General features: G+C 62.0%; 13 protein-coding genes. 4 read left to right on the top strand and 9 right to left on the bottom strand.

The features are described from left to right. Positions 1-22 precede the first annotated feature (22 nt). The 6 genes from C3938_RS05240 to C3938_RS05265 form a co-directional block, all read right to left on the bottom strand. Positions 23-649 (bottom strand): NUDIX domain-containing protein, encoded by a 627-nt coding sequence (locus tag C3938_RS05240; protein WP_105102148.1) that lies wholly within the window; start codon positions 647-649, stop codon positions 23-25. Between the two features lie 32 nt (positions 650-681). Further along, a complete protein-coding gene (locus C3938_RS05245; RefSeq protein ID WP_105102149.1) occupies positions 682-1248 on the bottom strand; it encodes a DUF4136 domain-containing protein in 567 nt (188 codons plus the stop codon). Positions 1249-1322: 74 nt separating this feature from the next. Further along, on the bottom strand, positions 1323-1898 hold the full coding sequence (locus C3938_RS05250; RefSeq protein WP_105102150.1) for a DUF4136 domain-containing protein: 576 nt from the start codon (positions 1896-1898) through the stop codon (positions 1323-1325). 62 nt (positions 1899-1960) lie between these two features. Continuing rightward, positions 1961-4321, bottom strand: a complete 2361-nt coding sequence (locus tag C3938_RS05255; RefSeq protein ID WP_105102151.1) for a PqiB family protein — start codon at positions 4319-4321, stop codon at positions 1961-1963. After that, positions 4318-4989 (bottom strand): paraquat-inducible protein A, encoded by a 672-nt coding sequence (locus tag C3938_RS05260; RefSeq protein WP_233998660.1) that lies wholly within the window; start codon positions 4987-4989, stop codon positions 4318-4320. The genes C3938_RS05255 and C3938_RS05260 overlap by 4 nt, the downstream gene beginning before the upstream one ends. Next, entirely contained in the window at positions 4986-5690 is a 705-nt protein-coding gene (locus C3938_RS05265) for a paraquat-inducible protein A (protein ID WP_105102152.1), read from the bottom strand. Before C3938_RS05265 ends, C3938_RS05260 begins: the two co-directional genes overlap by 4 nt. Positions 5691-6141: 451 nt before the next feature. On the opposite strand from C3938_RS05265, the gene C3938_RS05270 reads away from it, so the two are divergent. Beyond that, positions 6142-7677: a TolC family outer membrane protein gene (locus tag C3938_RS05270; protein ID WP_105102153.1), complete on the top strand. Its 1536-nt coding sequence runs from the start codon at positions 6142-6144 to the stop codon at positions 7675-7677. 157 nt (positions 7678-7834) lie between these two features. Further along, positions 7835-8857, top strand: a complete 1023-nt coding sequence (locus C3938_RS05275) for an NAD-dependent epimerase (protein WP_105102154.1) — start codon at positions 7835-7837, stop codon at positions 8855-8857. A 35-nt stretch (positions 8858-8892) separates the two neighbouring features. Here the strand turns inward: C3938_RS05275 and C3938_RS05280 are convergent, their stop codons facing one another. Both C3938_RS05280 and C3938_RS05285 read right to left on the bottom strand, forming a co-directional pair. Then, complete coding sequence (locus tag C3938_RS05280) at positions 8893-9624, bottom strand: 3-deoxy-D-manno-octulosonic acid kinase (RefSeq protein WP_105102155.1); 732 nt, start codon at positions 9622-9624, stop codon at positions 8893-8895. A 136-nt stretch (positions 9625-9760) separates the two neighbouring features. Continuing rightward, complete coding sequence (locus C3938_RS05285) at positions 9761-10660, bottom strand: glycosyltransferase family A protein (RefSeq protein WP_105102156.1); 900 nt, start codon at positions 10658-10660, stop codon at positions 9761-9763. A 290-nt stretch (positions 10661-10950) separates the two neighbouring features. Here C3938_RS05285 and C3938_RS05290 point away from each other — a divergent pair, with 290 nt between their 5' ends. Together C3938_RS05290 and C3938_RS05295 are read left to right on the top strand one after the other, a co-directional pair. Continuing rightward, positions 10951-11787 (top strand): glycosyltransferase family 2 protein, encoded by an 837-nt coding sequence (locus C3938_RS05290; protein ID WP_105102157.1) that lies wholly within the window; start codon positions 10951-10953, stop codon positions 11785-11787. A gap of 59 nt (positions 11788-11846) precedes the next feature. After that, positions 11847-12740 (top strand): glycosyltransferase, encoded by an 894-nt coding sequence (locus C3938_RS05295; protein WP_105102158.1) that lies wholly within the window; start codon positions 11847-11849, stop codon positions 12738-12740. A 75-nt stretch (positions 12741-12815) separates the two neighbouring features. Here C3938_RS05295 and waaA read toward each other — a convergent pair whose 3' ends face one another. Further along, positions 12816-14153, bottom strand: a complete 1338-nt coding sequence (gene waaA, locus C3938_RS05300; RefSeq protein ID WP_105102159.1) for a lipid IV(A) 3-deoxy-D-manno-octulosonic acid transferase — start codon at positions 14151-14153, stop codon at positions 12816-12818. Between the last annotated feature and the right edge of the window lie 147 nt (positions 14154-14300).

Consider the following 14300-nt stretch of genomic DNA (forward strand, 5'->3'; position numbering starts at 1 on the left):
GTACCACCCGCTGATATGACCATCATCCGCCAAGGCGGTCACGGTTCATCTGCAGCCATTGCAGGCTGATGATGGTGGCCGCGTTATCGATGGTGGCATCACCACTATCGACCGCGTCGAGCACGGCCTGCAGAGGAAACACCCGCAGACGGATGTCTTCGTGCTCATCGGCAAGGCCAAAATACCCCTCGATACCCCGCAGATCCGCACAGGCGCAGAACAAGTGCATGCGTTCACAGCTGCCGCCGGGGCTTGGCAGGTAACTGCGGATGAAGTGCAGGTCGCGTACTTCGAGTCCGGCCTCTTCCTGCAGCTCGCGGTGGGCGACCTCCTCGATGGATTCGCCCTCCTCAACCATACCTGCCACCACCTCCAGGCACCAGGGGCCGGCTTCACGTTCCAGCGCACCGATGCGGAATTGCTCCGTCAGAGCTACCAGCTCGTGCTGGGGATCGAACAACAGCACCCCCACAGCATTGCCGCGCACGAACAGTTCGCGTTCCATTTCCGCCCCCCAGCCGCCGCGATACAGGCGGTGGCGCAGGCGCAGCTTGTGCATTTTGAAGAAGCCGTCGTACACCGTTTTGCGGGAGAGGATATCCACCGCGCCGCGGGTGAACTGGGGCTTCAAGTCCGCCTTGTCACTCATGAAATTCCCTCTCGCGTCAGGTCCGCGGCCGCTCAGTCGTAGCCGACATCGTTGTATGGCGGGAAACGCGCGAGGATCATGCCCGCCTCTTCCCGCAGGCGGAACATTTGCTGCTCCGGGGATTCATAGCGCGCCGCTGTGGACGGCATGCTGCCCCGCCACAGCGGCGCCTCTTCCGGCGACAGAACGTCGACAATCAGTGTCGACTCGCGGTATTCACGCACCCGCAGCGGCGCACGCCAGCCAAAACCGAAATAGCGATAGCCGCCGTAGATGCTGAAGGGGTCTTCATACACCGCCACCTTGTCGGCGCTGAACAGCTGCACCCGCACCAGGAAGTCCGCTGTTTCGCGACTGGCGGCGGGGGTGTAACTGCCCTTCAGCATTTCATCGACCGCCTGATTGGCGCGCTTGCTTTCAAACGGCGAAACCGGGCCGTTGGCCAGGGTATCCAGCAGGTAGTAGCTGCGGAGGTTGGCGAATTTGAAACCGGGGTCGTAATCGACCGCCACCGGGTTGGGGGCGGCACAGCCGCCGAGGCCCGCGGTCAGTAACAGGCCGATGGTGGCGACGGAAAAGAATTTGCGCAGTGAAGCCATGTGTTCTCCCGCTATTGCATTGAGAGGACGGCTTCCCTGCCGATCCGTTATTGGAAATATCCGGGCAGACTGTATCAGGCCGCCGGCGGCAAGTCCCTGAGCAGATCGCCGACGGCGTTGTTCAGGATACGCTGACGCTCGTTTTTGTCCTCGGGGCGCACCATCAGCTTGGTGGCGCTGCCGCCCCAGATGGGCATGCCGTTCTGTGGACCAATGCCCACCGAGAGGGTCACCCGCGGCGCACCGGTGCGAGCGGGCAGCTCCACCACACCGCGCTGGGCGTTGCTGTCGAATTGGGCGTCCCAGCTCTCATTCTGAGGGTCGCCGGCGAACTCCTCTTCCACGATCGCGATCTGGTAGTCCACCACCATCTGCGCGTTGTCGGCGCTCGGCACCTGACGGTATCCGCGCGCCAGCATCAGTGCGCCCACCACCTGGCGCAGCTCGCTGTCCAGTTCCACCAGTTGCGCGGGCGCACCGGACTCAGCACTCAGTGCCTCGCTGCCCCAGGCGTAGGTCTGAAAACTCACCGGCGCGCCGCGCGACTGAATCCGCTCTATCTGGGTCGGGGAGCTGCAGGCGGCAAGCCCCAGCGCAAGCAACAGGCTTAGCAGCAGGCCGGTGTTCTTGCGGTTGATTGTATTACGCATCCGTTCTCCCTATCTCGATGGTGAGCATTGATATCCAGTTAGACCTGCGCCCTGTCTGGGCGCTACTTGAAATTATCTTCCGGTGCCGGGAGCAGCTCGATTTTCGGGCTCCACAGCAGCCATTCATTTTCCGGCTTTCCATAGAGTGGATAGTGGCTGCCGGACTCCACTTCAAGCCCCATCTCCGGGTTGTTCGGGGTGGCGAAGGCAATGCCACCGGCGAGCAGCGCCTGGGCGGATTCGGTGTGCACATCCAATCCGGTCACTACGCCAAAATTCACTTCCACTCCGCTCGCATTCCAGAACCTGGAATGTTCCCGCACCAGGGTTCGGTACCCCGGTTCAATATAAACATAGATGTAAACCCGGTCCGCCAGTTCCCCAAGCTGATAGCCGGTTACCTGTCCCACCTGCACCTGACGGTAGTAGACCGGGCTGCCGCGCTTCAACGAGCCCCGCCGCGGCGCATCCAAAATCAGTGTCAGCCCAGGCATCATCATGGTGTCCGCCAGATCCGGCTCCGGCTTTGCCGCCAGCGCCACAAATTCGGTCTGCGGCTCACCGCCGGCACCGGGTTCCAGCTCGAGAAACGGCCCGGTTACCAGCGTATCCAGATGGTCGACACCACCGAGACCAATCTTCGGTCCCACCACCCACATCCGGGTGTCGCTGCGGGCAAAGCGCTCCGCACGCCGGTACAGGCGGGCCCTGGCACGCACGCCATCCAGATCAAGCGTGAGGCGCATGGCGGTGATTTCCCCCACCTGGATACCGCGGTAACGCAGGGGCGCACCTACCTTCAGCCCCTCATCACCGGAGAGGTCGATGTAGATATTGATCCCCTCTTCCATGGCCTCGTCGCGACTGCCATACAAACGAAAACTGTCACCACTGATGGCCTGCCCCGCGCTCTTGCTGTTGTGGGGGCCACTGCCGAAGGCGATGCCACCGCGCACCATCGACAACAGGGAGTCCGTCTCAACTTCAATGCCCTTCAGGCTGGCGCTGGCGCGCAGACCACTCACATTCCAGAAGCGGCTCTCGTTGTTCACCAGATAGGCGTAGGGTGGATCGATGACCACATACACTTCCACCCCGGAGCCGTCCTCTTTCAACGCCATCCCCTGTACGCGCCCCACTTCCATCTGCCGGTAGTAAACCGATGCACCGCGCTGCAGCGATCCTGTATTGCGCGCAGTGAGCGTCAGGTGTAAACCGGGCACCCGCGGATCCCGCGGCGGCGGCGCAGTGTGCGCATCGAATTCGCGCACCGAGCGCTGACCGCGGCGCAGATCCACTTCGATGCGATTTCCCTTGAGCAGATCGTTGACCCCGGAGCTGAAATCGAGGGTGGGCGGCGCCAGCCAGAACTGGGTGTTTTCGCTCAACAGGTCGTCGGTGATGGGGTCCATCAGCACCCTCACCGCCATGCCATCGATATTCTTGTTGGCCTTGACGCTGCTTACCTGCCCTACCTTGATTCCCTGATAGATCACCTGGGTAGAGCCTTCGGAAAGACTCACGCCGCGATCAAAGTTGAGTGTGATAGGAATGCCCGCGTCGGCCTCGGCGAAGTTCTTGTAAAGTTTGAACTCATTGCCATCCACCGCCAGCGGCGAGTGCTGCTGGGCATCGGGGGTGTAGAAACTCACGCCACCGGCGATCAGCGATGCGAGTGACTCGAGCTCTACGGTCACCCCGCTGATACTCCCCTGGATGGACACCCCGGAGGTATTCCAGAAACGACTGCCGCGGTGCACCAGATCCGCGTATTCGCGGCGGATAAACAGGTTGATTTCCACCTCGCTGGCATCTTCCGCCAGGTGATAATTCTCCACCTGCCCAACTTCCAGCTGGCGGTAATACACGGGTGAGCCCCGGCTCAGGGAGGCGAGACGCGGGGATTTGAGGGTGACACGCAGGCCGTCACCGCGCACATAGGCGGGGGGCTCGGTGACGGCGACAAAGTGTCTCTGCGACGGGCCACTCCCGGGTTCCACGGCGATGTAATTGCCGGACACCAGCGTCTCGAGCCCGCGCACACCGGTGAGAGACACTTCGGGGCGAACCACCCAGAACTTGCTCTCCTTGGTCAACAGGTAACCGGCGCTGCGGTTGAACGTGACTTCCGCCAGCACACCGTCCTGGCCATTCAGTTCTTTAGCGCTCTGCACCAGACGGAAATCGTTCACCACCCCGATTTCCACACCGGAGTATTTCACCGCGGTTTTACCCTTCACCAGGCCGTCGCCGCTGGAAAACAGGATGGTCGCGCGGATATCCCCCTGAGTGAAATCCTTGTACAACAACCACACGGCAATCAATGCCGCCACCAGCGGCAGCAGCCATACCAGCGAGAGACCGCGGCTGCGGCGTGCCACGCCCTCCGGTTGCGCGTCGAACTCCACCCGCGGGTCGCTCATACGCGCTCCTCGCCCTGCGCGTTATTGTTTTTTACGTCAGCCGCCATTTTTTCTTCGTAGACATCCCATATCAAACGCGGGTCAAAGGCCTGTACCGCAAACATGGTGACCACCACTACCGTTGCAAACGCCGTGCTGCCGGCACCGGCGGCCACCTCGGCGATGGCGCCCATATCCACCAGCGCCACCAGAATGGAGATCATGAACAGGTCCAGCAGTGACCAGCGACCGATGGCGTTGACCACCCGATAGATTCGCATCGCCTGGCGTGGAGACACTTCCAGCCGCAGCTGCACGATCAGGCACAGAATCACCAGCCCCACCAGTTTCATCACCGGTACCGCGACACTCGCCACAAACACAATCAGGGCAATTCCCCAGAGTCCGTTGTGATACAGCTCCAGGGTGCCCCCGACAATGGTGCTCGGCTCGCCGGAGCCCAGGTAGATCACCGTCATCACCGGCAGGATATTCGCCGGGATCAGCAGCAGTGCGCCGGTGATGGTCAGCGCCCAGGTGAGCATGATGCTACCGTCCACCCGCCCGTGCACGTGCGCGCCACAGCGCGGGCAGAGACAGGACGACACGTTGCGCGGCACCTTCACCAGCAGGCGACAACCCAGACAGGTCCAGAACCCCTGAGACAGGGCCCGCGCCGGCCGGTTCATTGCGCCGCCTCCGGATCACCGTTTTTTTTACCCGCCGTGCGCCGCGCCAGACGCGCCCACACGGTCTCCGCATCAAACGACACGGTGGCGGCACTGGAGATCACCATCATCGCCACAAAACAGTAGAGCCCGGGCTCAACGGTCATCTTGCCGAGATCCGACATTTTCACCAGCGCCACCAGAATGCCGAGCATATACACATCCAGCATCCCCCACTCCTGCAGATGGTGGTACCAGCGCAGCGCGCGCGCCACCGGCTTCGCCATCGAGGCCCAGCCACTGCCCCAACTGATAAACGCCAGCAACAGAAACTTCCCCAGCGGCGCCAGCACACTGCAAAAAAGGACAATGGATGCGAGCCACACATAGCCTGAAGCAAACAGTGCCCGCACACCGTTCAGCAGGGTGTTCTCGGCACCAAAGGAAAACAGAGAGAACTCCAGTAATGGCAGGGTGGCCGAGGGAATAAACAGCAGCAGGCCGCTCAGGCTTAGGGCGGCGGTGTGCGCGACACTCCGCTCCATATTGCGATGCAGGGTAGCGCCACAGCACGGACAGATCAGCCGCTGCCCCACCGGCGCATGGGCCCGGGTGAGCAACAGATCACACTGGTGGCAGGCGCGCTTCCAGAGATGGGGCCGCCCTGATTGCGGCTCACGCTGACGGTGCTGTTCTGTATCCTGCCCGGAGTCCTGCTCCATGTCCCACCGGTTTCCTGCTCGAATGATTATTTCGCCGCGACCGATCCCGGGCTGCATCCGCCAGCGGTCGATGCCGCGTCTCAAAGGTCGGGAAACACCTTGGCGAGCCGGTCAGTGGTTGAAATTTGTTACTGGACGCACATTCGCGTCAGTTTAACGAAGATATACCAATTTGCCGCGACCGTCGCCTCGACGCTCCCGTGGCCTGAAGGTACACTCTCGCGACCGCAGGCCCGGACTCCGTCTCGATTCGATGCGACCAACGGAAACAACAACGCCCCGGGCCAAGCCAGCGACGCCTTCAGAGCACATTACAGACTGGCTCCACTCCTTAACAAAAAGGAAAGCGGGGTTTACAGGAAAGCCGGGGGCAAAGTACCCCCTGAGCCCGGAGCGAAATCATCGCCGCCGGAAACTTGAAGACCGCAGCTGTCACAGGAAATCAACAGTAATGACAAGAAGTGCAAAAGGGCGCCTCGCTCACCAATTTGGCCGTCCGCTCAAATCTCTGCTCGCCGCCGCTGTCATCGGCCTGGGTACCGGTCTCGGCGCGGTGCAGGCCCAGGCGGACACCCTTTGGGAAATCTACCTGCAGGCCCTGGACAACGACCCGCAACTGGCCGCCGATCGCGCCGCCTACCGCGCCGGCCTGGAGGCAAAGAACCTGGGGCGCTCGGCGCTGCTTCCGCAGGTGTACGCCACTGGCGAAATCAGCCGGACCAGAACCGACTTCAACTCCACCGGCACCCAGTTTGATGACACCCTGGGGCTGGTAGAGACCAATAGCGACGGCAGCAGCCGTATCGACACGAAATCCTACGGAGCCAGACTCGACCAGCCGCTGTTCGACCTCCCCGCATGGTTCGGATACAAACAGGGCAAGACTGCCAGCGAGCAGGCCACGGCCGAGTTCAGCGCCAATCAGCAGGACATGATGATCCGCGTCGCCAGCGCCTACTTTGACGTACTGCGCGCGCACGACGTGCTGGAAGCGGCGGTCGCCGAGGAAGAAGCGCTGGCCAAGCAACTGGAGCAGACCCAGCAGCGCTTCGAGGTGGGCCTGACCGCAATTACCGATGTGTACGACTCCCGTTCCGCCTACGACAGCGCCGTCGCCCGTCGCCTCACCGCACAGGACGATCTGTTGAGCCGGTTTGACGCTCTGTCGGTACTCACCGGTGTGAACCACGACGTGGTCGCACCGCTGCAGCAGGGGTTTACCGTAACAGCACCGGATCCTGCGGATCGCGCGGCCTGGGTCGACTTCGCCCTGGTCAACAACAACACGCTGAAAGCCGCGCGTCTGTCCGCAGACGCCGCGCGCTACGGCGCCCGCGCCGCTGCCGCGGAGCATCTGCCCACACTGACGGGCTCCCTGTCGTACCAGAATATCGACGATGAAGGCAATCGCAGCACCACCACCGTGTTGCCCAATGTCATCGATCCAGACACCAACCTGCCGGTCACTTTCGGGTCTTCAATCCCCGCGGACAGCAACACCGAAATCAATGTGGCTTCCATCAACCTGTCGATGCCGCTCTACACCGGCGGCCGCCTCAGCGCCAGCCGCCGCGAAGCGCGCAACCTGGCGTTCCAGGCGGAAGACCTGCGCAATCTGACCGAGCGCAACACCATCCAGAACACTCGCACCCTGCACCGCGCGGTCACCACCGACACCGCGCGCGTAGAAGCTCGCGAGCAGGCGGTGATTTCCGCCAAGAGTGCGCTGGATGCCACCCAGGCCGGTTACGAGGTGGGTACCCGCAATATCGTCGACGTATTGCTCGCCCAGCGCACCCTGGCACTGTCGAAGACAGATTACGCCAACGCGCTGTACGACTACATTCTCAACACTCTGAACCTCAAGCTGACGGCCGGACTGCTGGGGCCGGATGACCTGCAGCAGCTGGACGCGCGCCTGAACCCGTCGATGCCGGTTTCCCGCGCCCATATCCTCGACGCCGGTGCAGCGCCGTTCACCAAGTAAGCGCAACAAAGCGGAAAGTCCGCGCAGAAATCAGAGGCCGGCACTGCTATAGTGCCGGCCTTTTTTATGGGCTGGCTACAATTGCGGGACATCGCCCGGGAAACACCCGGATGCATGTCTGCCATCTCCAACGGCTAACTGCGGTCTGATTCTATCCATGAAGTACCTGATTACCGGCAATGCGGGCTTTATCGGCTTCCATGTGGCAAACACCCTGATGGCGCGGGGCGATGCCGTCGTGGGTATCGACAATGTCAACGACTACTACGACACCGGTCTGAAAGAAGACCGCCTGCGTGCACTGGACAACGTCGCGAAACAGTGTGGCGTCGAGTACGAATTCGTGCGCGCGAATATTGCCGACCGCAGCGCCCTCGACCGCTGCTTCGAAAAACACCGCTTCGACCGCGTGATCCACCTCGCCGCCCAGGCGGGGGTACGCCACTCCATCGACCACCCGGAAGACTATGTGGAGAGCAATCTGGTGGGTTTTTCCAACCTGCTGGAAACCTGCCGTCAGGCCGCCACCCCGCATCTCAGCTACGCCAGTACCAGCAGCGTCTACGGCGGCAACACCAGCATGCCGTTTTGCGAGGATCACGGTGTTGACCATCCGCTGCAGTTCTACGCCGCTACCAAGCGCGCCAACGAACTGATGGCCCACAGCTACAGCCACCTGTTCCGCCTCCCCACCACCGGACTGCGCTTCTTTACCGTGTACGGCCCCTGGGGTCGCCCGGACATGGCACTGTTCAAGTTCACGCGCCTGATACTCGAAGGCAAGCCGATCCCGGTGTTCAACCACGGTCACCACAGCCGGGATTTCACCTATATCGACGACATCGTGCAGGGCGTGATCCAGTCCAGCGACCAGATCGCAACCCCGGACACCGAGTGGTCTGGCGCCGAACCCAATCCCTGTACCAGCAGTGCACCCTACCGTATTTTCAATATCGGCAACGGCGACCCGGCACAGCTGTCGGACTATATCGATGCACTGGAAGAGGCTCTGGGGAAAAAGGCAATCCGTGAGATGCTGCCGATGCAGCCGGGGGATATTCCCGATACCCATGCGGACACCCATCGGCTGCAGCAGGCCATAGGCTACCGCCCGGGCACCGGGGTGCGGGAGGGCGTGCTGAAGTTTGTGGAGTGGTACCGGGACTACTATGCCGTCTGAGACTCCCTCCGGCGGCTACTGGCGGCGGTTACCGGTTAGTCGTCCCCGCTGACCGCACTGCGGTAGGCGCTTTCCAGAGCCTCCCAGTTGTCTTCCTCGAAATGGAAGGCGGGATGCCGTTTTCGCAGCTTGTCGAGGGAGCGATGCAGGCGCGCCACATTGGCCTCCGCATCCTGGCGGGACAGAGAGGCGCGAATGGCCCCCTTGTCGAAATCAATCAGATAGAAGTCACCACACCCGGTGAGCAACACATTGCTGGCATTCAGATCCGCGTGATAGACATTGTCGCGATGGAAGCGCGCAATCAACGCTCCCAACCTCGCCCACAGTCCATTGTCCAGCGGGCGCTTACACAGGGTTTCCGTCAGGGTCCGCGAATCCGGTACCCGTTCGGTAATCAGCGCACCCCGGTAGGCCAGCGGCGGCACACTCACACAGCGCGCCGCCACCGGGCGCGGCACCGGCAGCCCCAGTTCGCGCATGGCACACAGCATGTTGAACTCCCGCCACACCCGGGTGTTGGGCAGACGGCTGTACAGATAAGACTTCTCGACCAGCCGGCCGGCGAGACCACCGCGGTGATACTGCTTGAAGACCAGCTCCCTCCCGCGATACGCGAACATCACCGCCTTGCCCCGTTCCACCAGGGCGCAGCGGCTGTTGGCCACAAGCCAGTCGCGATGAAACAATTTCTCGCAGTCGGAACCCACGACTTCATCGTCATAGATCACTTGGGCGAGTTTGCTTTTGAACTGCCGATACCCCACGAAATATTTACCCTAAGACGTTATCTTCCTGCTTTATATTGCAACCCGGTTCCATTCCAGGCCTTATTTTAGAAATCAAAATCCCGCGCATTCTAACGCTGCGCGTGGGAGCGCCCAATAGCCCCCTGCTTTAATATCAACCAAACAGGCCGCGCAGCTTGCGCTCAAGGCGGTCCAGTAACTTGAGCCAGCCGGCCCCCTGCATGGGGTCGTAAGCCCAGGGCTTTCCGACGTTGCCATGGGTGGTTCTGAGGTATTCCTCCGCCACCGGCAGACGCGCCGGGTCCGCCTGCTGCAGTGCCTGTACCTCCAGCGCCGACATGATCTGCAGCGGGTACAGACCGCAGCGACGCGACCACTCCCCGAAGCGCAACGCCAGGGATTTCTGCTTGCCGCGATAGGCGCGTCCATTGGGCAGCCACATGGAGAAGGGCGCACGCATGCGCGCCATACGGCAGAACAGCGCTGACGCCTTGCGATTGTTTACCGACTCGCCCACCTCAAACTGCCAGTTCACCTGCCGCAAGCGTCGGGGGTCGGCGATCAGCAACGCGGAAAACCAGGTGCCGGTGGAGCGCTTGCGTGGATACCAGAACCAGAAGTTGCGCTCGCGGTCGAAGCGGAAATCCCGATCGGCCTTTTTTCGCAGGGAAAAACCGCGCACGAAAGCCGGGGAGACGAAACCGAGATCCGGTTGCTGCTCGAAACTGTGGCGCAGCCCCTGGATATCGTCGTCGCTGAGCGCGCGCACCATCTGGGTATCGTCCTGCAGGAAGCACATCAACTGGTCGTCCGCGACCATTTCATAGGCCGCCTGCATGTTCGCGTAGAGGCCGCCAAGCTTGTGACCGGAATCCGCAGTCTTGTCGATAACCTGGTGGCGCGTGCCGATGTCCGCCAGTATCTGACGGGTTTCCGGGTCGTCGCTGCCGTCGTCGATCACCGTCAATTTGCACTGCGGCGCGCAGGCCTCGATAGAGCGGACACAGTTGTCCAGAAAGGGACCGCGGTTAAAAGAAAAAACAAAAATATGCATGGGTTCTCGGCTTACACAGTGCTGTTTCGCTAGGCTGGCGCAGCATACCAAAAGCCGCCTGCGGCTGCCGTGACTAATGCCCAGTGGCAGAACCCTCGTCGCGGCAGTGTGACTGCGCCGTATTGCACCGGAATGACATACCCCAGGAATAGCGGGGCACTTGGTGTCCGCGAGATATTCGCAATACCCTTGACGATGGGTTAAATTCCCCCGCCTCGACCCCAGACCCGCCCCCGTTACCGGCCGCGCCGGGCAGCGGCCCGGCAACAGCGAAACCACTCGGAATATTCATGAATCTCTCCGTCATCATGACCACTTACAACTCCCCCGTATGGCTGGAAAAAGTACTGTGGGGTTACAGCTGTCAGACGGAAATGCCGCTGGAAGTGATCGTCGCGGACGATGGCTCCCGCCCGGACACCGGTGCGCTGGTTGCGCGGCTGCGGGAGGAGACCGGGCTGGATATCCGCCATGTCTGGCAGCGAGATGACGGTTTTCGTAAATGCCGGATTCTCAACAAGGCGATCCTTCACGCCCGTGGCGACTATGTCGTTTTCACCGACGGCGACTGTATTCCACGCGCGGATTTCCTCGCCGTGCACAAGCGCCGCGCCGCGCCGGGTTACTTCCTGTCCGGCAGCTACTTCAAGTTGCCGATGACCACCAGCGAAGCCATCACCCGCGACGACATTCTCTCGGGACGCTGCTTCGACTACGCCTGGCTGCGCGCCAACGGCCTGAAAACCCGCCGCAAAACCCTGAAGCTCCGCGCCGGCGAACGCTGGGCCCCGCTGCTCAATAAACTCACCCCCACCGCGTGCAACCTCAAGGGTTCCAATGCTTCCGCATGGAAGGCCGATATTCTGAAAGTAAACGGTTTCGATGAGCGCATGGCCTGGGGGGGACTCGACCGCGAATTCGGCGTGCGCCTGGAGAACGCCGGTATCAAACCGCGCCACGTGCGCTTTGACGCCATCTGCGTGCATCTGGACCACCCGCGCGGCTATGCGGACCGTGAAATCGTTGCCCGCAACAAAGCACTGCGCCTGCGCGTAGCCAAGGAGGGGATCATTGAAACCCCACAGGGTATCCGTCAGCTACTGGAAAGCGGCTACTCTCCCGAATAGTCCACGCCCCGAAAAAACCGATCGCCAAAAGCCCCAGAATTCCACAAATCAGAGCCCCCATGACAAGCCACAAACACTGGTCCGACCCCATTGTCAGTCAGTTCCTGCGCCTCGCCGCCAGCGGCCTGGTGCCGCGATCCCTGTTCCAGAAGCCACTGCCCACGGAATCCCAGCGCGCGGCGCGCAGCGGCGTGCTGGACATCGAGATTGTCAGCCACTGTTGGCAGTACTCCCATTTCCTAATCTACCAGTTGAGCTCCCTGGTACTGTACCCGCCCACCAAGGCGACAGTGACCATGACGGTTTACTACAACAGTGAGGATACCCGCACCGCCGCGGTACTGGAGTTCATCGGTCGCCAGCAGGTGCCGGGGGTAACCTGGAACTGGTGTGAACTGCCGAAGGAGTCACTGTTCCGCCGTGCCATCGGCCGCAACCAGGCGGCGCTCGCCACCAAGGCAGACTGGGTATGGTTCACGGACTGCGACCTGATGTTCCGGGAGAACTGCATCGACCGCCTGGCGGAACTGCTGCAGGGCCGGCGTGACAGCCTGGTGTTCCCCTCCCGCGAGCGCATCACCTCGCTGCTGGAAGACGACGACCCCATGCTGAATTTCGACCCGGCGGAGCTGCGGGTAATCGAGATCGACGACGCGCGCTTTGTCGAGCAGACCCGAGACCGCGCCACCGGTCCACTGCAAATCGCCCACGGCGATGTCGCCCGCGCTGGCGGTTACTGCGACTGCCTCCGCTTTTACCAGAAACCTGCCGACAACTGGTGCAAGGCGCACGAAGATCGCGCCTTCCGCTGGCTATTGGGCACCCAGGGCACGCCACTTGAGGTCCCCGGGGTTTACCGCATCCGCCATATCAGCAAGGGGCGCTACACCGGCAGCAAGCTCAACACCCAGATCCGCAGCAGCGTGCGCAAGGCCACGGACAAGAGCGCCTAGCCCCCAACAAAAAAACCGATCGCATCCGCGACCGGTTTTTTTTATTCGGGGTGACGGCAGTGGAGACACCACGGATCACCTCGGCATTACGGCCTCCACTTCTTGCACCGTGCGGGCCAACGCACCACTGTTCTGCTCCGCCACCGCGCGCCCGCGGGCACCGGCATCACGGCGCCGCGTTTCATCCCGCAGCCACTCCGCCACCTGAGACGCCAGCTGGGTGGCGTCCTCCACCACCACCAGTCCGCCCGCCTCGCGCATCAGACTCGCTACGGTCACAAAATTGTGCAGGTGCGGGCCGCACACCACCGGTACGCCCCAGGCCGCGGGTTCGATCATATTGTGCCCGCCCACGGGCACCAGACTGCCGCCCACAAACGCCACATCGCAGGCGCCGAAAAAGCGCAGAAGTTCACCCATGGTATCGCCCAATAGGACCTGGTCGTCAGCCGCAGGGGCGCGGCCGTCGCTGCGCCGCGTCAGTGTCAGCCCGCGATCCCGGCACAGGCGCGCCACGGCATCGAAGCGCACCGGGTGGCGCGGCACCAATACCAGCAGCAGATCGGGAAACTCCCGCAACAGCACCTGATGCGCCTCCAGAATCAACTCGTCCTCGCCACTGTGGGTACTGGCGGCCAGCCAGACCCGGCGCTTCGAGACACCGCGCCACTGGTGCGACAACACCTGCGCCTCACTCTCCAGTCCGGAACCGATGGTCAGGTCAAACTTGATATTGCCGACGCTGATCACCCGCTCGGGCGGCACTCCGAGGGCAACAAAACGCTCCGCGTCCGCGGGATACTGGGCGACCACCTTGTTGAGGTGATCCATCATGTCCCGGGTCAGTCGTGAGAAATGCCCGTAGCCTTTGGCGGATTTCTCGCTGAGACGGCCGTTAACCAACACCACCGGCATCCCGCGCTTGTCGCAAGCTGCCAGCAGATTCGGCCACAGCTCGGTCTCCATACTCACGAGAATGTTGGGGCGCAACGCGTCCAGAAAGGGCGACAGGCACTCCGGCAAATCGAAGGGAAGGTAATAGTGCAACAGGCGCCCGTTGAGAACGGGTTCAAGGGCATCGTGCACCCGCTGCGAGCCGGTCGGTGTGGTGGTTGTAACCAGCCATTGCCAGCGCGGATGGCGCACAGCCAATTCTCTGATCAGAGGCACCGCCGCGAGAGTCTCACCCACAGACACCGAATGAATCCAGATCAGCGGTGCACGGCTGGCGCGGTCCGGCACCACCCCGAAGCGCTCGCGCCAGCGGCGGCGGGTACCGGGGCGGGAGGGTACCAATCCGAAGCGCTCGCTCCAGCGTTTGCGGTAGGCGGGATCCGCGCGACCGCGCCACCACAGATGCAGCAACATCAGCGGGAGGGTAAGGCGGAAAAACCAGGTGTAGAGGTAACGCATCAAATCGGGAATGAATACTGAATGATTGGGGGCGAAATGGGACGAATTCCGTGGAAATGAGCCCGACGTTTGGTAGCATTCTACCCCATCTCTGCGTCGCGCTGGCGCGACCGAAGTCCCGCAGTGTCGAACTCTGCTGTATCCGAG

This window comes from Microbulbifer pacificus, from assembly GCF_002959965.1.
Taxonomy (GTDB): Bacteria; Pseudomonadota; Gammaproteobacteria; order Pseudomonadales; family Cellvibrionaceae; genus Microbulbifer; species Microbulbifer pacificus_A.